Origin of the sequence: Microbulbifer epialgicus, from assembly GCF_041447265.1 — a bacterium.
In the GTDB taxonomy this organism is placed as follows: domain Bacteria; phylum Pseudomonadota; class Gammaproteobacteria; order Pseudomonadales; family Cellvibrionaceae; genus Microbulbifer; species Microbulbifer epialgicus.
Genome location: NZ_JBGMEK010000004.1, coordinates 112,033 through 135,280 on the forward strand (window position 1 = coordinate 112,033; position 23,248 = coordinate 135,280).

The 23,248-nt window shown below is 52.0% G+C and carries 21 protein-coding genes; 5 read left to right on the plus strand and 16 right to left on the minus strand.

Annotated features, from left to right (window positions below; all coding sequences use genetic code 11):
* Positions 1 to 8 precede the first annotated feature (8 nt).
* The 3 genes from recJ to ACCI49_RS03550 all read right to left on the minus strand — a co-directional run bounded on the left by recJ (position 9) and on the right by ACCI49_RS03550 (position 4,613).
* Entirely contained in the window at positions 9 to 1,736 is a 1,728-nt protein-coding gene (gene recJ, locus ACCI49_RS03540) for a single-stranded-DNA-specific exonuclease RecJ (protein ID WP_371837601.1), read from the minus strand.
* Positions 1,737 to 1,785: 49 nt separating this feature from the next.
* Positions 1,786 to 3,198: a threonine synthase gene (thrC, locus tag ACCI49_RS03545; protein ID WP_371837602.1), complete on the minus strand. Its 1,413-nt coding sequence runs from the start codon at positions 3,196 to 3,198 to the stop codon at positions 1,786 to 1,788.
* Between the two features lie 92 nt (positions 3,199 to 3,290).
* Complete coding sequence (locus ACCI49_RS03550) at positions 3,291 to 4,613, minus strand: homoserine dehydrogenase (RefSeq protein WP_371837661.1); 1,323 nt, start codon at positions 4,611 to 4,613, stop codon at positions 3,291 to 3,293.
* A 385-nt stretch (positions 4,614 to 4,998) separates the two neighbouring features.
* On the opposite strand from ACCI49_RS03550, the gene ACCI49_RS03555 reads away from it, so the two are divergent.
* The 3 genes from ACCI49_RS03555 to aspA all read left to right on the plus strand — a co-directional run bounded on the left by ACCI49_RS03555 (position 4,999) and on the right by aspA (position 8,505).
* The gene (locus ACCI49_RS03555; RefSeq protein WP_371837603.1) at positions 4,999 to 6,009 is read left to right on the plus strand and encodes an asparaginase; all 1,011 of its coding nucleotides are present in this window, start codon (positions 4,999 to 5,001) and stop codon (positions 6,007 to 6,009) included.
* An 88-nt stretch (positions 6,010 to 6,097) separates the two neighbouring features.
* Positions 6,098 to 6,913: a helix-turn-helix domain-containing protein gene (locus tag ACCI49_RS03560; protein WP_020413502.1), complete on the plus strand. Its 816-nt coding sequence runs from the start codon at positions 6,098 to 6,100 to the stop codon at positions 6,911 to 6,913.
* Between the two features lie 125 nt (positions 6,914 to 7,038).
* A complete protein-coding gene (gene aspA, locus ACCI49_RS03565) occupies positions 7,039 to 8,505 on the plus strand; it encodes an aspartate ammonia-lyase (protein ID WP_371837604.1) in 1,467 nt (488 codons plus the stop codon).
* Positions 8,506 to 8,557: 52 nt separating this feature from the next.
* Here the strand turns inward: aspA and ACCI49_RS03570 are convergent, their stop codons facing one another.
* From ACCI49_RS03570 to ffh, 6 genes are all read right to left on the minus strand, one after another.
* The gene (locus ACCI49_RS03570; RefSeq protein WP_371837605.1) at positions 8,558 to 9,310 is read right to left on the minus strand and encodes a DsbC family protein; all 753 of its coding nucleotides are present in this window, start codon (positions 9,308 to 9,310) and stop codon (positions 8,558 to 8,560) included.
* Between the two features lie 381 nt (positions 9,311 to 9,691).
* Positions 9,692 to 10,048 (minus strand): 50S ribosomal protein L19, encoded by a 357-nt coding sequence (gene rplS / locus ACCI49_RS03575; protein WP_281165165.1) that lies wholly within the window; start codon positions 10,046 to 10,048, stop codon positions 9,692 to 9,694.
* An 82-nt stretch (positions 10,049 to 10,130) separates the two neighbouring features.
* The gene (trmD, locus tag ACCI49_RS03580; RefSeq protein ID WP_371837606.1) at positions 10,131 to 10,886 is read right to left on the minus strand and encodes a tRNA (guanosine(37)-N1)-methyltransferase TrmD; all 756 of its coding nucleotides are present in this window, start codon (positions 10,884 to 10,886) and stop codon (positions 10,131 to 10,133) included.
* 12 nt (positions 10,887 to 10,898) lie between these two features.
* Positions 10,899 to 11,438, minus strand: coding sequence for a ribosome maturation factor RimM (gene rimM / locus ACCI49_RS03585; RefSeq protein ID WP_371837607.1), 540 nt, complete (start codon positions 11,436 to 11,438; stop codon positions 10,899 to 10,901).
* A gap of 22 nt (positions 11,439 to 11,460) precedes the next feature.
* Positions 11,461 to 11,700 carry a 30S ribosomal protein S16 gene (gene rpsP / locus ACCI49_RS03590; protein ID WP_026305099.1) on the minus strand — a complete coding sequence of 80 codons (240 nt, stop codon included), beginning with the start codon at positions 11,698 to 11,700 and terminating at the stop codon, positions 11,461 to 11,463.
* A 156-nt stretch (positions 11,701 to 11,856) separates the two neighbouring features.
* The gene (gene ffh, locus ACCI49_RS03595) at positions 11,857 to 13,278 is read right to left on the minus strand and encodes a signal recognition particle protein (RefSeq protein WP_371837608.1); all 1,422 of its coding nucleotides are present in this window, start codon (positions 13,276 to 13,278) and stop codon (positions 11,857 to 11,859) included.
* A 205-nt stretch (positions 13,279 to 13,483) separates the two neighbouring features.
* On the opposite strand from ffh, the gene ACCI49_RS03600 reads away from it, so the two are divergent.
* The gene (locus ACCI49_RS03600) at positions 13,484 to 14,284 is read left to right on the plus strand and encodes a cytochrome C assembly family protein (protein ID WP_371837609.1); all 801 of its coding nucleotides are present in this window, start codon (positions 13,484 to 13,486) and stop codon (positions 14,282 to 14,284) included.
* Between the two features lie 95 nt (positions 14,285 to 14,379).
* On the plus strand, positions 14,380 to 15,651 hold the full coding sequence (locus ACCI49_RS03605; protein ID WP_371837610.1) for an HlyC/CorC family transporter: 1,272 nt from the start codon (positions 14,380 to 14,382) through the stop codon (positions 15,649 to 15,651).
* Between the two features lie 30 nt (positions 15,652 to 15,681).
* Here ACCI49_RS03605 and rnhB read toward each other — a convergent pair whose 3' ends face one another.
* The 7 genes from rnhB to bamA all read right to left on the minus strand — a co-directional run bounded on the left by rnhB (position 15,682) and on the right by bamA (position 23,237).
* Positions 15,682 to 16,299: a ribonuclease HII gene (gene rnhB / locus ACCI49_RS03610; protein WP_371837611.1), complete on the minus strand. Its 618-nt coding sequence runs from the start codon at positions 16,297 to 16,299 to the stop codon at positions 15,682 to 15,684.
* The gene (gene lpxB / locus ACCI49_RS03615) at positions 16,296 to 17,462 is read right to left on the minus strand and encodes a lipid-A-disaccharide synthase (RefSeq protein WP_371837612.1); all 1,167 of its coding nucleotides are present in this window, start codon (positions 17,460 to 17,462) and stop codon (positions 16,296 to 16,298) included. Before lpxB ends, rnhB begins: the two co-directional genes overlap by 4 nt.
* A 114-nt stretch (positions 17,463 to 17,576) precedes the next feature.
* Positions 17,577 to 18,356, minus strand: a complete 780-nt coding sequence (gene lpxA / locus ACCI49_RS03620) for an acyl-ACP--UDP-N-acetylglucosamine O-acyltransferase (RefSeq protein ID WP_371837613.1) — start codon at positions 18,354 to 18,356, stop codon at positions 17,577 to 17,579.
* 114 nt (positions 18,357 to 18,470) lie between these two features.
* Positions 18,471 to 18,908, minus strand: a complete 438-nt coding sequence (gene fabZ / locus ACCI49_RS03625; RefSeq protein WP_371837614.1) for a 3-hydroxyacyl-ACP dehydratase FabZ — start codon at positions 18,906 to 18,908, stop codon at positions 18,471 to 18,473.
* 85 nt (positions 18,909 to 18,993) lie between these two features.
* Positions 18,994 to 20,055 carry a UDP-3-O-(3-hydroxymyristoyl)glucosamine N-acyltransferase gene (gene lpxD / locus ACCI49_RS03630; RefSeq protein ID WP_371837615.1) on the minus strand — a complete coding sequence of 354 codons (1,062 nt, stop codon included), beginning with the start codon at positions 20,053 to 20,055 and terminating at the stop codon, positions 18,994 to 18,996.
* Positions 20,056 to 20,069: 14 nt separating this feature from the next.
* Entirely contained in the window at positions 20,070 to 20,585 is a 516-nt protein-coding gene (locus ACCI49_RS03635; RefSeq protein WP_371837616.1) for an OmpH/Skp family outer membrane protein, read from the minus strand.
* Positions 20,586 to 20,654: 69 nt separating this feature from the next.
* The gene (gene bamA, locus ACCI49_RS03640) at positions 20,655 to 23,237 is read right to left on the minus strand and encodes an outer membrane protein assembly factor BamA (RefSeq protein ID WP_371837617.1); all 2,583 of its coding nucleotides are present in this window, start codon (positions 23,235 to 23,237) and stop codon (positions 20,655 to 20,657) included.
* Between the last annotated feature and the right edge of the window lie 11 nt (positions 23,238 to 23,248).

Below are 23,248 nucleotides of genomic sequence, written 5' to 3' on the forward strand. Positions count from 1 at the left end.
GGTGACTCTTATACCGCCTCCAGCAGGTTCACCATTAACTGTAGGGATTCCCGCCCGCGAAATTCATTTACATCCAACTTGTAGGCCAAACGCACTCTTTGGGCAGCCTGCGGCCATTGATCTGTGTCCACATTAAAGGCGATGGCATCCAGTGTCAGTTGCGGAGCCTGCGGCGGGGCAACCATCATTTTTAGGTGGCGCTCGCCAACGATTCGCTGTTGCAGCAGCAGAAATTCTCCATCGAAGACCGGCTCGGGAAACGCCTGGCCCCAGGGGGCGCAGGCGCGCAACAAGGCTGCAGTTTGCAGGGTGTAATCTGCAATATCCAATTCACCATCGGAGTCGATCACAGCCTGCAATTGATTTTCATCCAGGCGCTTGCGCACCACTCGCTCAAACTCGACACGAAAGGCATTGAGATGCTCCGCCGGCAAGCTCAAGCCTGCAGCCATGGCATGACCACCGAATTTACTGATCAACTCAGGATTGGCTGCGGCCACGTCGCTCAGGGCATCGCGGATATGTAAACCGGGAATGGAGCGCGCAGAGCCTTTCACCAGCCCGTTATCCCCTTCTGCAAAGGCAATCACCGGACGGTGGAATTTTTCCTTGATACGGCTGGCCAGGATCCCCACCACTCCCTGGTGCCAATTGGCATCGTAGAGGCACAAACTCCAGGGGATTTCCCCCTCGAGCTGTAATTTTTCCAACGCCGCCAGAGCTTCCCGCTGCATACCCTGCTCTATCGCCTTGCGGTCCCGGTTGAGCATATCCAGCTCCCCCGCCAATTCTCGGGCCTCACTGGGATCCCGGGTCAGTAGGCAGCGGATGCCGGTACCAATATCATCCAGGCGCCCGGCAGCATTGATCCGCGGCCCCAGGGTAAAACCGATATCTGTAGTGGAAAGCCTTCGCTGACCGCGCCCCGCCACTTCCAGCAGCGCCGAAATCCCGGGTCGGCAACGGCCGGAACGGATACGGGCGATACCCTGGTGCACCAGAATACGGTTGTTATGATCCAGCGGCACTAGGTCCGCCACAGTGCCGAGAGCTACCAAATCGAGATACTCAGCCATATTCGGCGGGGCTATGCCACTCTGTTCAAACCAACCGCACTCCTGCAGAGCACTGCGCAGGCGACTCAACAGATAGAAAATCACCCCCACACCGGCGAGATTCTTGCTGGGAAAATCACAGCCCGGCTGGTTTGGATTGACGATGGCATCAGCATCTGGCAGCTCGCTGCCCGGCAGGTGGTGATCGGTTACGATCACCGTCATCCCCGCCGCCTTAGCTGCTGCCACTCCATTGATACTGCTGATGCCGTTATCCACGGTGATCAGCATATCCGGGGCGTAATCTTTGGCCACCTCTACGATTTCCGGGGTGAGACCGTAACCAAAATCAAAGCGGTTCGGCACCAGGAAATCCACACCCGGCGCTCCCATGGCCCCCAACGCCAGTACGGCGAGAGTGCTGCTGGTGGCACCGTCGGCATCGAAGTCCCCGACGATCAAAATCTTCTGCTGAGCTCGCAAGGCCTCCACTAGCAGCGTCACCGCAGTATCCAGGCCACGCATTGACTGAGGTTGCTGCAACTTGGAAAGGCTGTGGTCCAGAGCATCCTCACTGACGATACCGCGCCCCAGTAGTACTCTCTGTAAAATTTTGGGAGTCTCGGAAGCAAAACGGCCAGTGGAAAGATCCACTGGCCGTCGCTGAATTCTTGTACTCATTCTCTCTCAGCTATTTATTATCCGGCACACAGGGCCAATCAATCGGCAGTTAACCCCCACTGGAGAGCATGGTTGCCATATAGTCATGCACTTTGAACAGGTCATTGGGCAGCACTTTAAGTCGCTCGTCGCGCTGCCAGAGGTCCTGCATATGTGCCGGCAAGGGAATTTCAGTTTGTGGCAGTGCCTGCGCCACAGCATCGGGGAATTTTGCCGGGTGTGCAGTGGATAAGCAAACCATTGGCTGCTCAGCAGAGCGGCGCACCCGGCGCGCCGCTTCGACACCAATCGCGGTATGGGGATCGAGCAGATAGCCGGAGGCTGTAAATTGCTCGCGGATCACTTCCACTGTGCGCGCATCATCGACCCGATAGCTGGAAAATACCTCCCTCGCTCGCGTCAAGGCCCGTTCACTCAAGTGCATAGGTGCACTGCGGTCCGCTAACAACTCTGCCACCGCAGCGCCATCACGCTCGTAGAGGTCGAACAGCAACCTCTCGAAATTACTAGACACCATAATATCCATACTGGGTGACAAGCTGTGTACCAGCGGCTTGGCGGTATGATCATTACCGCTGATGCAGCGGTGCAGAATATCGTTGGCATTGGTGGCGATCACCAATTGGTCGATAGGTAATCCCATCCGCTTCGCCAGGTAACCGGCAAAAATATCGCCAAAATTGCCGGTGGGTACCGAAAAATTCACCGTTTTATGGGGCGCCCCTAGCCGCAAAGCCGCGTAAAAGTAGTAGACGATCTGTGCCATGATGCGCGCCCAATTAATGGAATTCACCGCTACCAAGCGGCGTCCTTCAGGCAAAAATGACTGGTCGGCAAAGCTGGTTTTCACCATGTTCTGGCAATCATCAAAATTGCCTTCCATAGCAATATTGAACACATTGTCCGAGAGCACAGTGGTCATCTGCCGGCGTTGCACCTCAGAGACTCGGTTGTGGGGGTGCAGAATAAAAATATCGATATTGTCGCAATGGCGGCAGCCCTCAATCGCCGCCGATCCGGTATCCCCAGAGGTAGCCCCCATCACAACTACCCGCTCACCGCGCTTTTTCAGTAAATGGTCAAATAGCTGACCAAGGAACTGCAGGGCAAAGTCCTTAAAGGCTAAGGTCGGTCCGTGGAAAAGCTCCAATATCCACTCATTGGTATCGGTCTGCACTAAAGGCGCTACGGCTCTGTGGCGAAACTTGCCCAGCCCCTGACTATAGGAGCGTCCGATAATATCCTTCAGCTCTGGCTCACTCAGGTCTTCACTCACAAACGGCCAAATAATCGTAAAAGCCAGCTGTTCATAATCCATTGCCACCATAGCAACGATATCTTCACGGGAAAACTGCGGCAGGGACTCTGGCACATAGAGGCCGCCATCGCTGGCAAGCCCAGTGAGAACGGTATCGGCAAAGGAGAGAGACGGCGCTCGGCCGCGGGTGCTGATAAATTTCACAGTGTTAATTCGCTCTCAAACTTAGCGGGATTTACAGAAAACTGGCAATGCTCCCATTAAGAGGAGCGCCAAATAAGCGACAAAGGTAAGGGTCAGCCAAGGCTTTCCACGCGAATTCGCACCACATCACCCTCAACTGTATCCAGGGCTTCAATCTGTGCGACTGCTTCGCGCAGGCAGGCCTCTCTGGCACGGCTGGTCAGGATCACCACCGGCACCAGCTCCTCGCCTTCCGAAGGCTCGTGCTGAATCAAGGCCTCAATACTAATACCTTGATCACTGCAAATAGTGGCCACCTTAGACATAACACCGGGCTTATCATGGGCAGATATGCGCAGATAATAGCTGGTAACCACCTCTTCTTCCGACAGCACCTGGGTATCTCCCTGTTCGGTAAGTGCCACCCCGGCAGCGGGCACCCGTTGGTCTGGCCTGGCATCGAGAGTACGCGCAACATCAACAATATCGGCAATCACAGCCGAAGCTGTAGCCTCTGCGCCAGCGCCAGCCCCGTAATACAGGGTCGGCCCAACCGCATCACCATTCACAAGGACCGCATTCATAACCCCATTTACGTTGGCAATCAGGCGACGCTGGGGGATCAGTGTCGGATGTACTCGCAGCTCCACCCCTTGATCTGTACGACGGGCAATACCCAAGTGCTTGATTCTATAGCCGAGTTCATCGGCATAGCGGATGTCTTCGCTGGAGATGCGGCTGATGCCCTCGGTATACACCTTGTCGAAAGCAAGCGGCATAGTGAATGCCAGTGAAGCCATAATCACCAGCTTGTGCGCTGCATCAATACCTTCCACATCGAAAGTGGGATCGGCCTCCGCGTAGCCGAGCGCTTGCGCCTGGGACAGCGCCTCAGCGAAGCTTCGGCCCTTATCGCGCATTTCGGTAAGAATATAGTTACCCGTGCCGTTGATAATACCCGCGAGCCACTGAATCCGGTTGCCGACCAACCCCTCGCGCAAGGATTTTATAATTGGAATACCCCCAGCCACGGCAGCCTCATAGGCAATAGTTACCCCTTTGCTGGCAGCTAACTCAAACAGTTCATTGCCATGCTCAGCTATCAGCGCTTTGTTAGCAGTAACAACATGCTTGCCATTCTCTATGGCTGTTAATACCAACTCACGGGCCACAGTAGTGCCACCGATTAACTCCACCAGAATGTCGACATCGGGATTGTTTGCAACATCGAAAATTTCCCGCGTTACATTCAGTCGGCTGGTATCACAGTCCGGGTTATCCCGGCGCGCCCCTACCTGCTCAATAGCCACCGGGCGCCCACAGCGTGCGGCCACTTCCTCCGCATTGCGTGCCAGGACATTGATCGTCCCACCACCCACTGTGCCCAGGCCGCACACACCAATTCTCACTGCACGCTGCGGTTTTTCAGCAACCACCTGATCTGCCGCCCCTGCAGTTTCTTCAATTGTTGCGCTCACAAATTCCCTCCGCGCATTTACTCCCGGCCCAACATAAACACACTAAAATATCACTCCGGGGCACAGCGCAATAAATATCAACAAAGTCGACAAAAGATCGACAACCTTACCGAGAGATACGTAATAAATCCAATTAAATTGCGCACCGGCTTTAGGCATCCTCAAATAAGGGCATTTGACACTTCTGTCACCGTAAAACACTTCTTGAAACAGATACCATCCTCAGTAGATGCTATATAAGCATCTACTAGCATCAGGTGCCAACAACCTGCGAAATTGCATATACCGCGCCTTTTCCAGAAAAATGGGCGCCCTGAAAACTGACTCAGATAGCGGTCGAGTAATGAAAAAAACTCTTATCCTGTACACTGGCGGAACCCTGGGTATGCGTCGAAGCGAGTCCGGCTACATCCCGGATGCCGATTTGGAAGGCGCTCTAGAACGCCTTTTACAAGATGCCATTGGCCAGCTCCCAAGCTATGACTTTCAGGCTCTCGACCCACTGCTGGATAGCGCTAATATGCAGCCTCGGGACTGGTATCGTATTGCCACCCTGATACGCGACAACTATAGCCAGTACTCCGGCTTTGTCGTATTGCACGGTACCGACACCATGGCCTATACCGCATCCGCACTCTCTTTTGCGCTTCAGGGCCTGGCCAAACCAGTACTGGTTACCGGCTCGCAGATTCCCCTGAGGGAGATGCGAAGTGATGCTTACAATAACCTGATTGCCGCCCTTTTGCTCAGTGGTTCCGATGAAATCAAGGAGATCTGTCTCTACTTCAACGGCAAACTGTTGCGAGGTAACCGCGCTGTTAAAGTGAGTTCAGGCTCACTGGATGCCTTTACCAGTCCGAACTATCCATGCCTTGGTGAAGTGGGCATTCAGATCAACATTGATCGCAACGCCCTACTGGAACCCGGTGATGCTACACAATTCCAAATCCCGGAATCCGCTGATGGCGATGTTGTACTAATAAAGCTTTTCCCCGGCATTTCCTCCCTCTTCCTCAGTAAGGTCATTGAACATCGCCCGCGAGGCCTGGTGATAGAGACCTATGGTACCGGTAATGCACCCACCGATGACTGTGCCTTTACCTCACAACTGGAGAAAGCTACGGAGTTGGGCATTATTTGTGTAGCCGTATCCCAGTGCCTCGAAAATGTAGTAGACCTAGGCAAGTATGCAGCGGGCTCTGCCTTATTACGCGCAGGTGTTATTGGTGGATTGGATATGACCAGCGAAGCTTGTTTTGCCAAGTTAAATCACTTATTAGCTATGGGCTATCCAATCGATAAAATCAAAGAACTGATGGAAACTTCACTGTGTGGAGAGTGTACTCCCAGTTAAATAGAGTACGAAATCAGCATACCCAGGGAGTGGTTAACAAAATATTGGGAAGGATTTTCCGGGCATTGGAACCAGAAGCAGATAATCGATGAGTAACGACTTCTCACAAAACTTGCGCCTTTTGTGCAGTTTCTACCGCTCAATCGCCGAAGTGTGCAGGCGTATGGAGGTTAATCGGGCGCAATTTAATAAATATCTGAATGGTCATACCCAACCTTCGCAGTACACTCTCAATAAAATCTGCCATTTTTTTGGGGTTGAGCCTCACGAAATTATGATGCCTCATGAACAGTTTGATCAGATTGTTCGTGTACGCAGCACACCCTCAAGTACAAAAGAAGCAATACGCCCATACAGTCCGGATATCGACATTCTCATGCGTGAATCCCAGGGCCGGGCGGATAAGTACCTGGGCTTCTATTTTGAGTATCACTACTCCATGACCTTTCCGGATCATATTGTTCGCAGCCTGCTACATATAGAGTCCGATGGAGATGGCTATTACTTCCAGCGCTTTGAGCGTATGCGCTATCCGAACAGGGAGGAATGGTACAAATCCCGCTATAAGGGAATGCTCTTTTTTCTTTCTGAGCGCATATTCCTGATTGGTTACGAAGCCCTGACACGAAATGAGATAGCACAAACTATTCTCTACCCAACCTATAAGAGCCGCGTCAGTTATTTATCAGGCCTCAAGCTTGGTGCTTCCGCCAATGACAGACGGGAACCCGTCTGCACCAAAGTGGTTTTGGAGTCCCTTGGACGAAATATCAGTATTAAAAATGCATTGAAGCTTTGCGGCGTTTTTGGTCCGGACTCAGGTGAAATCAACCCGAATATCCGTGAAAACATCCAGACCTCAACTACTGAAGGCCCGCAGAATTTTTTTGCCACCCCACTTTAAACAACAAAGCCCCTTTTCACTTAAGGGGTCAATTTACCGCAACAAAAAGGCGAACCTCAGAGCAAAGTAAACCTTGCTCTCTACGCGCTCGCCCACATGCAGATAAAGAGAAAACAGGAATCAATATGACCAATGATTTCCATACACTAAAACCCATGCCCGTATTCAGCGCCGGCAGCGCAACACGAGTTGAGCGCGACCTGCTGGGGGAGCGTGAAGTGCCTGCAGATGTTTATTTTGGCATCCAGACACTGCGCGCCCTGGAAAATTTCCAGATAACGGGAATTACCGTGAATCACTTCCCCAACCTGGTAAAAGCCCTGGCGATGGTCAAAAAGGCTGCGGCACAGGCCAACCGGGAACTGGGCTATCTTGAAAACAACCTGCAAACAGCCATTGCGGGCGCCTGTGATGAAATTATCGACGGCAAACTGCACGACCAGTTTCTTGTGGACATGATTCAGGGGGGGGCCGGCACCTCCACCAATATGAATGCCAATGAAGTTATAGCTAATCGCGCACTGGAGCTGTTGGGGCATAGTAAAGGCGAATACCAAAAAGCCCACCCTAACAACCACGTAAACCTGTCACAGTCCACTAACGATGTTTACCCAACCTCCATCAACCTGGCCGTACTGCTTAGCTACAACGATTTGGTACAGTCTATGGAGGTTCTCTGTGTCGAATTCGATAAAAAGGCCGAAGAATTCGCTCAGGTTATAAAAATGGGGCGTACCCAGCTGCAAGATGCTGTCCCCATGACTCTGGGGCAGGAATTTGCCGCCTTTGCCGCAACCGTCCGCGAAGATGTCGCCAGGGTTAAAGAACTGGTAGCACTGTTTACAGAGATCAATATGGGTGGTACCGCAATTGGCACAGGCATCAATACTGACCCTGAATATCGCCAGTTAGTTGTTTCAGCCCTTTCGGAAATTTCTGGCATTGATTTTGTCTGCGCGGAAAATCTGGTCGAAGCAACCTCAGACATGGGTGCTTTCGTAATGTTTTCCGGCGTGATGAAGCGTATCGCGGTAAAAATCTCAAAAATCTGTAGCGACCTGCGCCTGCTCTCCAGTGGTCCACGCGCCGGCCTCAATGAGATAAACCTGCCGCCGATGCAGCCCGGCTCATCGATTATGCCCGGCAAGGTCAACCCGGTGATCCCCGAGGTCGTTAACCAGGTAGCCTACCAGGTAATTGGCAACGACCTGACTATTACCCTGGCGGCGGAGTCCGGCCAGCTACAGCTGAATGTTATGGAGCCGGTAATCGCCTTTAACCTGCTTCAGTCGATGCGCTTGATGACCCAGGCTATGGAAACCCTGGCGCAACGCTGCGTCAACGGCATCACTGCCAATGAAGAACATTGCCTGCAGATGGTGGAAAACAGCATTGGCCTGATCACTGCGGTAAACCCATTTATTGGCTATGAGAATGCAACGCGCATTGCCAAACAGGCACTAACCACCGGCGCGAGCGTAAAACAGTTGATTCTTGAGGAAGGGCTATTAAGCGAGGAGGAGCTTAACGATATTCTGGCTCCGGAAAATATGACCCAGCCCAGAAAGGTGTCTCTGAAGAGCCCGGCCTGAGAAAAGTTGCCGGCAGCACAACCGCTGCCGGCTTCAGTCAGCCGGGTGTGAGTTAAATACCCAGTGCTTCTACCAGAGAAGCTGGCGGCAAGTAGCCCGGCACCACATTGCCATTCTCCATTACGATAGTTGGCGTGCCGCGCACATCAATAGCCTCATTGCCCAATTTGTACTGGGCCGCCACTGGATTATTATCACAAACTTTAAGAGGCACATTTTCCCGGTTTTTCAGTGCAGTCAGCGTCTTGTTGCTGTCCTCTGCACACCAAGCTGTAGCGAGCTTTCGATAACCTAAAGACTGTAGACCCGCGCGGGGGAAGGCCAAGTAACGCACCTCGATACCGCGCTTATTCAACTCGGGCACATCCTGGTGCAACTTGCGGCAATAACCACAGTCCACATCGGTAAAGACATAAATATGCGCTTTGGTCTCACCCTTTGGCGAGAATACAATCATATCCTCGACATTCAGAGATTCCATTACCTTGGTCCGGTGCCCCGCTCTGCGCGTCTCGGACAGGTTAGCAAGCCCTCCACCACTCTTAACCTGATACAGGTCTCCAAAGACAAAGTAGTTGCCATCCTCCGAAACAAACAGCGTATTGTTACCACCATCTACCTCCACCTCATAGAGGCCCTTGATCGGACTCTCACGCACCTCGCCGTAGGTAGCTTTGGGGTTGCCAGCTTCCAGGCGGGTCTTAATGGTCTTTGCAACATTCGCATCGACTTCCGCCAGGGCAGCAGGCCCCAACAGGCTGAGCAGTGCACCAGCCAGCGCCAGCGGCTTCTTGATTAGCGTCATTACCGATTGCTCCTTAAATTCCTAATGGGCTTCGACTCAAGCGTCGACTTACAGTTCCAGCCAGTATGGCAGCTGTTTACCGCTTTAGACTCTAATGGCGCGTTTTAACATATTCGGGCACGGGGGACTACGCTCAAATGTCCGGGTTGTGAGCCAGACAAGCGTAAACCATCCAATAGTCAGCGAATGGGCTCAAGAGAAATATCACACTAAGGGGGGGGCTATGCGACAAGAAAAGCCAGCTCAAATTAGGAGTTCTCGGTAATAGTACGGCTGCCGGAAACGAAAGAGACTAGCTAGTCGAGAAAAATTCACAGGGAATTTATAAACAAAAAAGCCGGGATTGAACCCGGCTTTTTTTGTGAGCTGCTAGAGAAGTACTTAGTTAAGCTTCTCTTTGATACGCGCCGCTTTACCAGTCAGGTTGCGCAGGTAGTACAACTTAGCCTGACGCACGTCACCACGACGCTTCACCTTGATGCTGTCAACCAGCGGGCTGTGAGTTTGGAAAGTACGCTCTACACCAACGCCATGGGAGATTTTACGCACGGTGAAAGAGGAGTTCAGGCCACGGTTACGCTTACCGATTACCACACCTTCAAACGCCTGCAGACGCTCGCGGTTACCCTCTTTTACTTTTACCTGAACGATTACGGTGTCGCCCGGTGCGAAGGGAGGTACTTCGCTCTTCAGCTGTTCCTGCTCCAGCTGCTGGATAATTTTGTTAGTCATTTGGATTTGCTCCCAAATAGAGTTTGTGTAGCTTCTCAGCTAGTTCACCGAACTACTCCCGCCTCCCGGCGAATCCGGCATCAATTTTTTAGGGCTTCTGCTCCTGCTGGATTTCCTCCAGCAATTGCTTCTGCTCCTTATTCAGCTCCACCCCTTCCAAAAGGTCTGGGCGGCGCTGTTGTGTGCGCGCCAGTGCCTGCTTGAGGCGCCAACGGCGTATTCTTTCATGGTTGCCCGAAAGCAACACTTCCGGCACCGCTACGCCCCGATACTGCTCTGGCCGGGTGTAGTGGGGACAGTCCAGCAGCCCCGAGGAAAAAGAGTCCTCAACTGCAGACTGATCATGTCCTAGAGCACCGGGAATCAGGCGGGTAATCGCATCCACCATCACCATAGCAGCCAATTCGCCACCGCTAAGGACATAGTCACCAATAGACCACTCTTCGTCGATCATTGATTCGACAATACGCTCATCTATCCCCTCATAGCGCCCGGCCAGCAGAACCAGATTACCAGCTTCGGAAAGGTCTTCGACCCCGCGCTGATCCAGTTGCCGCCCTTGCGGAGACAGATAGATACTGCGTACAGCATCACCATCCTCACCAGCCCAGCTGCGAGCAGCCTGTAAAGCCTGGCAAAGGGGCTCAGCCATCATCACCATTCCGGGACCACCACCATAAGGGCGATCATCCACAGTGCGGTGTTTATCACTGGTGAACTCCCGAGGGTTCCAGCAGCGTACTTCCAACAGGCCATCTTTCACAGCCCGACCGCTGACACCATACTCGGTCAGTGCGGCAAACATTTCCGGAAAAATGCTTACCAGAGCGATTCTTTTTGTCATCGCTCCAACGCCTTAAAAAGCCGGGTCCCAGTCGACGGTAATTACACCGGCTTCCAGGTCAATATCTGCAATAAACTGGTCTGGTAAATAGGGAATCAAGCGCTCGCGCTTATCATCACCTCCGCGTACCACCAACACATCGTTGGCACCAGTTTCCATCATGCGTGCGACAACACCAAAGTCGTGCTCTCCGCCGTTAAAACGGCTGATAACCCGCAAACCTTCGAGCTGGTGCCAGTAGTACTCGCCCTGCCCCAGTTCCGGCATAAGATCACGCGCAACAGCAATATCACGCTGGCAAAGTTGAGCCGCCAAATCGCGGTCATCCATGCCTTTCACATGTACGATCAACCCCTTTCCATGTCGCTTGCCAGCGTCGATTTCCAGGGCTTCCCAGCCTTTCGGCCCCCGCAACCACCACTTGGGGAATTGCAGGATGTTGTCCATCGGCTCGGTATAGGAGTGAACCTTGACCCAGCCGCGCACACCATAAACGGTAGTCACGCGCCCAACAGTGACCAATTGATCGGAGTTTTCACCGCTATTCGTCACAGGCGCACCACTTACGCGCAAATTAAGCGGATTCTTTCAGCAGCTTGCTGACGCGGTCAGAAACCTGTGCGCCGCGGCCCAGCCAAAAGTCAACGCGCTCACGATCGATACGCAGACGCTCTTCCTGGCCACGAGCAACCGGGTTGAAGAAGCCAACACGCTCAATGAAACGACCGTCGCGAGAATTGCGGCTGTCGGTTACGGTCAGGTGATAGAACGGACGCTTTTTAGCGCCGCCACGAGCCAAACGAATGGTTACCATGTAACTTTCCTGTAGATTCAAATACTGGATGGCTGTGTTGAGCAGCCACCTATACAACTTCGCCGGCAGCTCACCCAGCGAAAGGCGGCGTATTCTAATGTACCGCCGGGGATTTGTATAGCGATTCATCGGGCCGCTACAACGGCCCAAAAGGTACTATTTCTTCTTAAATCCAGGGGGCAAACCACCAGGCAGACCACCCATGCCGCCCATACCTCCAGGCATACCGCCACCCATACCAGGCATGCCGCCGAGGCCACGCATCATTTTGCCCATACCACCGCCCTTGAGCTTCTTCATCATTTTGCCCATCTGCTTATGCTGTTTGAGCAGGCGATTCAAATCCTGTAACTGGGTACCGGAACCGGCCACAATGCGTCGCTTACGCGAACCGTTAAGCAGCTCCGGGTTACGGCGCTCGGCAGGGGTCATCGAGGAAATGATCGCGTCCATTCGCTTGAACTCTTTGCCCATATCAGCCTGCTGGGCCGCCTGCGCAACGCCCCCCATGCCCGGCATTTTCTCCAGCAATGAGCCAAAACCACCCATATTCTGCATTTGCTGTAACTGATCGCGAAGATCCTCAAGATCAAAGCCCTTACCCTTCTGGACTTTTTTAACCAGCTTTTCAGCCTTCTCCTTATCGATCTTTTGCTCGGCCTCTTCAATCAGAGACAGAATATCGCCCATCCCTAAAATACGGGAGGCAATTCGATCTGGGTGAAAGGTTTCCAGAGCGTCAGTTTTTTCACCGACACCGATAAACTTGATCGGCTTGCCAGTCACATGACGCACAGACAGCGCTGCACCACCGCGGGCATCGCCATCGGCTTTAGTCAGGATAACCCCGGTCAGCGGCAGGGCTTCATTAAAGGCGCTAGCAGTATTCACTGCATCCTGACCGATCATGGCATCGATCACGAACAGGGTTTCCGCTGGATTTAGCTCACTGTGTAGCTCGCGAATTTCGTCCATTAATTGGCTGTCAATATGTAGACGGCCGGCTGTATCGACAATAAGCACATCGGCGAACTGCTTGCGCGCAGCATCAACAGCACCCTTAGCGATATCCAAAGGTTTCTGCTCAGCCTCCGAGGGGTGAAACAATGCACCCACTTCACCCGCCAGAGTCTCCAACTGCTTGATTGCGGCTGGGCGGTACACATCCGCACTCACCACCATTACCTTTTTCTTTTCCCGCTCCTGCAAGTACTTGGCTAGCTTGGCAACACTGGTGGTTTTACCGGCGCCCTGCAAGCCTGCCATCAGGATAACTGCGGGTGGCTGGACGGCGAGATTGAGAGGCTCGGCAGCCGCTCCCATCACTTTTACCAGCTCATCCTGAACAATCTTGACGAACTGCTGCCCCGGATTCAGAGCCTTGCTAACCTTCTGCCCGACAGCTGCCGTGCGCACCTGCTGCACAAAAGCCTTAACCACTGGCAGGGCGACATCCGCCTCAAGCAGAGCCTTGCGCACCTCGCGCAGGGTGTCGCGGATATTGTCATCGGTCAGGCGTGCCTTGCCGGTGACTTTTTTTAGGGCCGCCGATAAGCGGTCACTCAGGTTATCGAACATAAATTCGTCTCGATTTCTCCGATTGCGGATTGGACCTCAGTGCCGAGGGCCTCGAAATTTGTGGGAAGCCGCATCTAACTCCCATACTGAGGCGCGGCAGTATAGCTCAGGTATCCTCACAGCCGAAATATCGCAAAAACTTCCCTGTTCCAGCGGCCTGTGACACACTCTTCTTCTATTGCAATAAAAGATACGGATCTACTCAATGGCGGCATTCGCCCACTGGACGGCCATCGCTCTCTATATCGCCACAACCGCAGTCGCGGCCAGGGCCCTCACCCGCGGGCAGCAGCCGGATAACAAACTTCTTCTGGGCCTGCTCGCAGGTGCTCTGGCCACACACGCAATATCCTTGGTACACATCCTTTTCTCACCCGCAGGCTACCGCTTTGACTTGCTGGCAATGCTGTCTCTGATTGCCTGGGTAGTAAACCTACTGCTGTTAATTCTGGCCGCAGGGCGTCCACTGACCCTACTAGTCCTTATCTTTGCCCCGGTAGGAGCACTCACAGAGTTCGCGGCATCACACACCTGGGGCTCCGTCGAACCACACCAGCAACTTCCTGCCGGTATTGCCATTCACGCGCTACTGTCAATATCCGCTTACTCCCTACTGACCCTGGCAACTTTACAGGCTATTTACCTGTTTTATCTGAACCAGCAACTGCACAACCATAGGCCTGTGGGCGCAACTCGCCTGCTACCGCCACTACAGAGTATGGAATCACTGCTATTCGGTCTGGTTGCTTTTGGCCAACTGCTTCTAACCGCTTCACTGATCACCGGGTTTATATTCGTAGGTAGCCTCTTTGAACAGGGCCCACTCCATAAAACAGTACTCTCCATTGTTGCCTGGGTACTCTACAGTATCCTTCTATGGGGGCACTGGCAGTGGGGCTGGCGTGGCAATACCGCTGTCCGCTGGACGCTGAGTGCTTTTGCAGCCTTGATGCTGGCCTACTTTGGCAGCAAGCTGGTAATGGAAGTAATTCTGCAGCGTGGGTAACACAACTGAGTAAATAGCCTAAAAGTGACCAGAAAACTTGCGGAGGTCTTTATTCTGTTCCAATATCTCCGCTCCCAAATAAAAAGAGTTCTCCCTTGAACGAGATGCCCCCGGGCCTGCTATTTAGCCTGCTGGCTCTGCTGATTGTTATATCGGCTTTCTTTTCCAGCTCCGAAACCAGCATGATGGCGTTAAACCGCTATCGCTTGCGACATCAGGCCAAAAGCGGCCACCGCGGAGCCAAGCGCGCAATGGAACTATTGGCCCGGCCCGACAAACTGATCGGCGTTATCCTTATCGGCAACAATCTGGTAAATATCCTTGCATCAGTTATTGCCGGAGTAGTGTTTACCAAGCTCTACGGAGATGCAGGTGTATTTTACGCAACTGCAGCACTCACCATCGTTATCCTGATTTTTGCCGAGGTGACCCCCAAAACTATTGCCGCACTACACCCGGAAAAAATTGCATTTCCCGCTTCCCTGGTTTTGCGCCCACTTCAGTGGTTACTCACTCCACTAGTTCTGCTAGTAGGCAGCATTTCAAATGGGCTCGCTCGCCTTGTCGGGGTCGAAACAACTGCTGGCAGCGAAGCAGAGCACTTGGCTCCTGAGGAACTCAGAACTGTAGTGTTTGAGTCCGGCGCCCTGATACCTAGCAAGCACAAAGGCATGCTCCTGAATGTGCTGGACCTGGATCAGGCGACAGTTGAAGACATTATGATCCCTCGTAATGAGGTGATGGGAGTAGACCTGGATAACAGCGCCAAGGAAATCCTCCAGCAATTGGCGGAGAGCAGCTTTACCCGCCTGCCTGTCTATAGAGGTGATATTAATAAGGTTGTTGGCATACTGCACTTGCGCCGCGCTGCACAGATTTTGCGAGACGGTCCCGACAAGCTCACCGCTGAGCGCCTCAAATCCTTTACTGATGAACCCTATTTCGTGCCAGAGGCCACCCCGCTTCCCACCCTGTTAATGAACTTCCAAAAAACCAAGCGCAGAATGGGCCTGGTAGTGGATGAGTACGGGGAAGTGATGGGCATCGTCACCCTGGAGGACTTACTAGAGGAAATCGTCGGCGACTTTACCGCGAGCCCAGTACCAAGTGAGGATGAAGAGATCATCGCCGTTGGCGATGGCTGGTATATGATTGAGGGCGGCACATCCATTCGGGATATCAACCGCACCCTGGGCTGGGATCTTCCCACCGATGGCCCCAAGACCTTCAATGGCTTGGCCATGGAGCACCTGGAAAGCATTCCAGACGGCAATATCAGTCTCTATATTCTGAATTTCCTAGTGGAAATCGAAGAAGTATCCGACAAGATGATTACCAAGGCCCGCATCAAGAAAATGGATCGCTGAGTGGCAACATCTAGATGCGGGCTACTTAATTCAGGCAAAATCCACTAACAGTCGTTTTACTGGGGCAAAGCTCACCCTGTGAATAGAACTTGGCCCAAGCTCTTGTAAGGCGCGTATGTGAGCCTTCGTTGGGTAACCCTTGTGCCCGGCCAGGCCATACCCCGGGTACTCTGCATCCAGCTCCAGCATCTCGCGATCCCGTGTCACTTTTGCAAGGATAGAGGCGGCAGCAATCGCTGCGACCCGACTATCGCCTTTCACTACTGTATCGCAGGGATAGGACCACTCCGGTTTTTTATTGCCATCTACCAGGACAAACTCTGGCTGGACAGATAGCTGCTTTACCGCTCGTCCCATTGCTAAGAGACTCGCCTGCAGAATATTAACCTGGTCAATTTCCTGTACCGTAGCGCGGGCAATAGAATAGCTCTGCGCATTTTCACAGATCTCATCGAATAGTAGCTCTCTCTTTTTTTCACTCAGTTTTTTTGAATCTGCCAACCCCTCTATTGGCCTTGCAGGATCCAAAATAACTGCAGCAGCAACAACATCCCCCGCCAAGGGACCTCGCCCTACCTCATCAACACCTGCAAGTAAATCTCCCTGATAGGTGCATACGTATGGTGGCAACACTTTTTTACTACTCATGAACGACTCCCATTTTCCTTCAGCAAGCCACACACAGCATCCGCGGCACGCTCGGAGGCATTGCGACGTAGCTGCTGATGGAGATCATCGAACTCCCGCTGTAACTGATCCCCCAGCAAAGGGTCTTCAAAATAACGCATTAAGGCAGCCCCCAAATTTTCAGCTGTGGCATCGCTCTGTAGGATTTCCGGAACCAGCTCCCTCTGTGCCAGCAAATTGGGCAGAGAAACCCAGGGTGTATGCAGCATACGGGAAACAATGGCATAGGAAATCCTACCCAGCTTATAAGCGACTACCATGGGCTTTTTCAGCAGCATTGTTTCTAATGTTGCCGTGCCCGAGGCAATAAGCACACAATCTGCCGCACTCAACGCTTTATGGGAATCGCCTTTTAATAAAGTTACCGGGAGGCCTGGAAAATCCTCCAATTGCTTTTTTAACTCAACAAAACGTTGGTCATTGGCTGCCGGCAGCACGAATTTGAGATCAGCATTGCGCTGGTGACACCAGCTAGCCGTCTGCAAAAATAAGGGGCCTAACAGGCGCACCTCCCCCCCGCGACTACCTGGCAGTAAAGCGATTACCCTTTCCCCTGCTTCAAACCCAAGCTCTTTACGCGCCGAGGCGCTATTGATCTGCAGGGGAATATCATCTGCAAGAGGGTGCCCTACAAATGATACTGGCACTTGGTGCTCCCGATAAAAATTCGCCTCGAAGGGTAAAAGGGTGAGCATATGATCTACCGCACGTGCGATTTTTTTTATCCGTCCGCGACGCCAAGCCCACACTGAGGGGCTGACATAATGCATAGTACGGATGCCCTCTGCCTTCAATGACTCCTCCAGGGATAAATTAAAATCCGGAGCATCGATACCAATAAACAGGTCTGGTGGGCTTTCGACAAAATGCTGACGTAATGAGCGGCGAATCTTCAGTAGTTCCGGTAAGCGCTTTAGAGGTTCAACCAAGCCCATCACTGAGAGACGTTCCATAGGAAACAGGGATTCCACTCCCAGGGCAAGCATGCGCGGACCGGCAATACCTTCAAATCGCGCTCCAGGCAGGCGTTTTTGCAGTGCCTGTATAAGGCTTGCACCAAGAATATCTCCCGAAGCCTCACCAACAACAATTCCAATACGGACTAGCTTATTATTTTCTGACATGCCTAACCCCCCTCCCTCCTGAGCGGAAGCACCCTTTTTTGTGCAAATCGAATAAATCGCGTAAAGACTAATTCGGGAGGTACATAAAACTAGCACTCCCGAAAGAAATTGTGCTTAGCGGACGATACCGCGGGAAGAGAGTTGTAAGGAATCTATCCATGGCTGGACAGCCGGGGACTGCTCACGCAACTCCGCCAGGGCTTGCAGAGCCTCCTGCAAAGTGAGACCGCGCCTGTAAACTGTCTTGTAGGCTTTATTAATCAACGAGATATCCTCACGGGAAAAGCCACGGCGACGCAATCCCTCTGCATTAATGGTTTTGGCCTCTGCTGGGTTCCCAGCTACCATGACATACGCAGGAACATCTTTGCTGATAGCAGCACCCATCCCCAGGAAAGCATGCTCGCCAATAGTACAGTATTGGTGTACTAGGCTGTAGCCGCTGAGAATCGCCCAATCTTTGACGATCACATGACCGGCAAGACCCACATTGTTGACCAGGATAGTATGGTTACCTACAACACTATCGTGCCCAATATGTGCATAAGCCATGATCAGGTTGTCATTGCCTATCGTGGTCTCTCCCCGGTCCTGGACTGTACCTCGGTGAATAGTGACGCCCTCGCGAATCACGTTGTTATCCCCGATTACCAGGGTCGTCTCTTCACCTTGGTACTTCTTATCCGGTGTATCCTGGCCGACAGAAGCGAATTGGTAGATCCGGTTATTCTTTCCCAGCTTGGTTGGCCCACTTAAGACCACATGCGAAGAAATATCACAACCATCACCAACTTCGACACCAGCCCCAATAATGGAATAGGCTCCAACACTCACCCCGGAACCGATAACTGCCGTCGGATCGACAATAGCTGTGGGGTGGACATTTGTTTGCATTCTGGAAACCGCTCCTCAGGTAGTGACAATTCAGGCACTACAACATCAAATAAATAGCAAAACAGGTAACTTGTCGAAAACGCGCCTAAAATCAAATCTTTCGGCTAACGAAAACTACACCTTCTTTACTGCGCACAGGAGTTCCGCTGAAGCTGCCAGCTCACCATCCACACTGGCCTTACAGGAGAACTTCCAAATGTTGCGACGCACAGATACAGCCTCGGATTCAAGATCCAACCGGTCTCCAGGGATTACCTGGCGCTTAAAGCGCGCTTTGTCCACACCACCAAACAGGTATAAATAGCCATCCTCAGGTTTTTTGCCAAAAGTCTTAAAGCCAAGGATTCCAGAGACTTGCGCCATAGCTTCAACAATCATAACACCGGGAAAAATCGGCATCTGTGGAAAGTGACCGTTAAAGACCTCTTCGTTCACAGAAATATTTTTATAACCCTTGATATACTTCCCTTCTTCGAGTTCCACAATCCGGTCTACTAACAAAAATGGATAGCGATGCGGCAGGTACTCACGAATTTCACATACATCCATCATTCCAAATGCCCCCAGAAACCACTTCGGGGCGTTAAACGCCCCGAAGACAACAAAAACAAATTTGATTAATTCAGTATCAGTCGGCTCATTCGTCCTTGCCGTTACGACAGGAGAACTCTTCCAACTGTTTTTCCAAGCTTTTCAACTTGCGTGCCATTTTATCCAACTGGCTAAAGCGCACGGCATTGCGGCGCCACGACTGGCTATCAGAAAAAGGTAAGCCGCCGGAGTAGTTGCCCGAGTTTTCAATAGACTTGGTCACAAAAGTATTGGCGGTAACCTGACAACCGTCGGCAATGGTCACATGGCCAGCAATTCGCGAACTACCGCCCAAGGCACAATGTTTGCCAATAATGGCGCTACCGGCAATACCGGTACACGCGGCAATGGCTGAGTAGTCACCAATCCGCACATTGTGCGCGATTTGAACCAGATTGTCGATCTTGACTCCGCGGCCAATCACTGTGTCACCCAGTGCACCGCGATCTACGCAGGTATTCGCTCCAATCTCAACCTGATCGCCGATCTCAACTCCACCTAGCTGGTAGATCTTAATCCACTCCCCCTTATGGGGAGCAAACCCGAAGCCATCGGCACCAACTACGACCTGGCTATGAATAATACAATCGCTACCGATACGACAGCCGTGATGAACAATTGCACCAGCATGCAGGCAGCTACCCTCGCCGAGAGTGCTACCCTCACCCACAAAACAGTTGGCTCCTACTACCGCGCGCGGGCCAATTTTTGCAAATGCCTCCACAACTGCACCGGCGGCCACACTGACGCCAGGGCCTATCTCAGCCTCTGGGTGGACTACTGCCGCGGGGTGAATACCGGCCTCAGCCTTCGGCGCAGTGTTGAACAAAGCACTCGCCCGGGCAAAAGCCAGGTAAGGGTTATCCACACATAACGTGGACACAGGGCATTCATCTACAAATTCCTTTGTAACTAGTACCGCACCAGCACTAGTGGCCTTCAGGAAGCGGCGATAGTTGGGATTTGCCAAAAAGGTCAGATGCTCTGTATTAGCATCCTGCAAAGTACTAAGGCCGTTGATTTTCCGGGCCGGCTCTACACCAGGCGCCAAACGCAATTCAGCACCCAGCTCCTGTGCGAGCTGGGTCAGGGACAAATGGTCTCTCATTATAGAACTATCGATTACTTATCAGCGTTCATACGCTTTACGACAGATTCGGTCAGGTCGACCTGAGGATTTGCAAAGTAGGCAGTAGAGGCATCCAGAACCAAATCCAGTTTTTGTTCTTTGATAATGGCTTCCAGTGCTGTCTTGGCCTTGGGTCCCAAAGAGGCTTGAATTTCCTGCCCCACCTGAGCCTCCATAGCGCGCAGCTTTTTAACGGTGGTCTCAAAATCTGAACGTTGAAAGTTCATTTTGCGCTGGTACTCAGTCTTCTGCTCATCAGACCAGGTCACACTGTTTTTCTGCGCATCCTCTGCCATTTTTTGCAGCTCGGAGCGAATTGATTCCGCGCTGCTTTGTAACTTGGAATATTCAGAACTGGTTTTTAGGGAATTCACCTTGGTCTTGGCTACATCGGTGCTCATGATCGCAGCCTGCAAGTTAAATACCGCAACCTTGGTCTGGGCCAGTGCAGCACCAGACATGGTCATACTGGCAAGCAGAACTGCGATAACCTTTACATTCTTAAGCACTTTGGTTTCTCCAATTGATTTTATTTTAGTTGCGCCTAGTCCGCGCATAATATGACGTTATCAATGAGATCAGAAGCTATTACCCAGAGTAAATTGGAACACTTCCACATCATCATCCTCATTTTTCTTCAGAGCTTTCGCCAAGCTGAACGTCAGCGGCCCAAAGCCGGTTACCCAAGTCAGGCCTATACCCGCTGAAACATTCATCTTACCGAAATCCACATCGTAACAGTTGATCTGGGTTTCGTCGCAACTGGTATCAAAAACATTACCCGCATCGACAAAGAAAGCCGATTGCAGGGAACGCTGATCCTTAATAAAAGGCAGCGGGAAAATAACTTCAGCACTTCCTTCGATTAAGATATTGCCACCGAATGGGTCGGCATCACCGAACGAACTTGTAGCCAAAGTACCATCATCGTTTATTAAATAACACTTTTGTGTAACCTGCCCATTTTCCGTTGCACAAGGAGGAGCGCCGGTTTCAGTAACTCCATCTGCATCGGTGTAAGAATACGACTGGAAGCCTGCAGCCGGAGTCGAACGCGGTCCTAGGGTGTTACGCTCAAATCCACGGACCGAACCAAACCCGCCCGCGTAAAAATTCTCAAAGAAGGGCAATTGGTCCAGATTGCCATATCCATCGCCATAGCCCAGTCGCGTACGTAAACGCAAAGTTAGGCTCTTGGTAAGCGGACGGAAGTATTGGCCTGTATAAATAAACTTATAATATTCAAGGTCGCTACCCGGCACAGTGAACTCTGCAGAAACATTCTGAGAGGACCCGCGTGTCGCTAAGATACCTCGGTTAAGCGTTGAACGTGCATAAGAGGCAGTCAGGCTCAAATTATTAAACGCGTCACCATGACGATCTATAAAACCATCTGCGCTAAAGAGGCCATCCGTTAATGGCATTGCAAGATTATCTTCTTCACCAGCGTTCAGAGCTTCAACTATTTGATCTGCCTCAGCTTCGGTTATCACTCCGGTTAAGCCGGCCGGCATGGGTGTGGAAGTAATTTCCTGAACGGAACTACTTGAAGCTGACAGTTCCAGGTGGCTAAAACCAACATTCAAACCCACACGTGAAATTTCAGAAACGGGATAACCAAAGTTCACCCCGCCACCATATGTCGTAGTATTGTAGTCAGACAGATTGACTTCAGAGTAATCATTTTCCCGGTAAAAAACGTTAAAACCGCGGCTGACACCGTCTGGGGTAAAGTACGGGTCAAGATAAGAAAAGTTTAGAGCTGTCTGATAAGTTGAAACATTAACCCCGATCCCCACCGACTTACCGGTACCCAGCCAGTTGTTCTCCTGGATATTACCGCCCAGCACAAGACCGCTGCTCTGGGCCCAACCGATGGTGCCACCAATAGAGCCGGAGGGCTGTTCCTCTACCGTGTACTCGACATCAATCTGATCGGAGGTTCCGGGTACCTCGGTGGTTTCAACCTCCACCCCTTTGAAGTAACCCAAGCGTTCGAGACGCACTTTGGACTGTTCTATACGAGCGGAAGAGGCCGAGGCCGATTCCATCTGGCGCAACTCGCGGCGCAAAACTTCGTCCGCGGTACGAGTGTTTCCGCGAAAACTGATACGGCGCACATAGGCGCGCTTTCCCGGGTTGATAAAGAAGGTTATTTTTACTGTTTTCTCTTCTTTATTGGCTTCTGGGATACCGTTCACTTCGGCAAAAGTGTAACCTTCATTACCCAGTCGCTTGGTAATATAGTCGGAGGTCATTGTCATCCTCACCTGGGAGAACGTCTGCCCTTCACGCACTAACAACAGGCGCTTGACTTCCTCTTCAGGCACTACCGGGTCGCCAGCAAGGTCCACCTCACTAACAGTATAAACGTCCCCCTCAATCACGTTCACAGTAATGAAAACGCTCTGTTTGTCCGGGCTCAGAGATACCTGGGTAGAATCAATCTGGAAATCAAGATATCCGCGATCGAGATAATAGGACTCCAAACGCTCCAGATCACCAGTGAGCTTCTCACGGGAGTACTTATCATCACTGCGCAGCCAAGAGAGCCACCCGGTAGTTTGCAGCTCAAAAATCTCCCCGAGTTCTTCATCGGAAAAAGCCCGGTTTCCAACAATATTGATATGCTTAATCGCAGCGACAGACCCTTCATCAACAATAACCCGCAGCTCAACCTGATTGCGCGGTAACTCCTTGACCTCTGTCTTCACACTGGCGCCGTAGCGTCCCTGGGCCACATACTGGCGCTCAAGTTCCTGGGCCAGGCCTTCAAGAGTCGCACGTTTGAAGATCTGCCCTTCGGCGAGACCGTTTTCCTCCATACCCTTCAGCAGATCTTCGGTTGCGATCGCCTTGTTTCCGGTTATCTCAATCTTGGATATGGCTGGCCGCTCCCGTACGGTAACAACCAGAACGCCATTTTCACGGCCGATCTGGATGTCCTCAAAATAACCGGTACGAAACAGTGCACGGGTTGCGCTCTGGATTTCCACGGTTTCGACTTCATCGCCGACCCGGAGCGGAAGCGCCGAGAAAACTGTGCCTGCAGAGACGCGTTGCAATCCTTCCACGCGGATATCGTTGACCACGAACGACTGTGCCAAAGCACTCAGTGGCAGCACCAGGCCGAGGGAGGCCGCTTTCAGGAAATCTTTCATCTACTAATTCC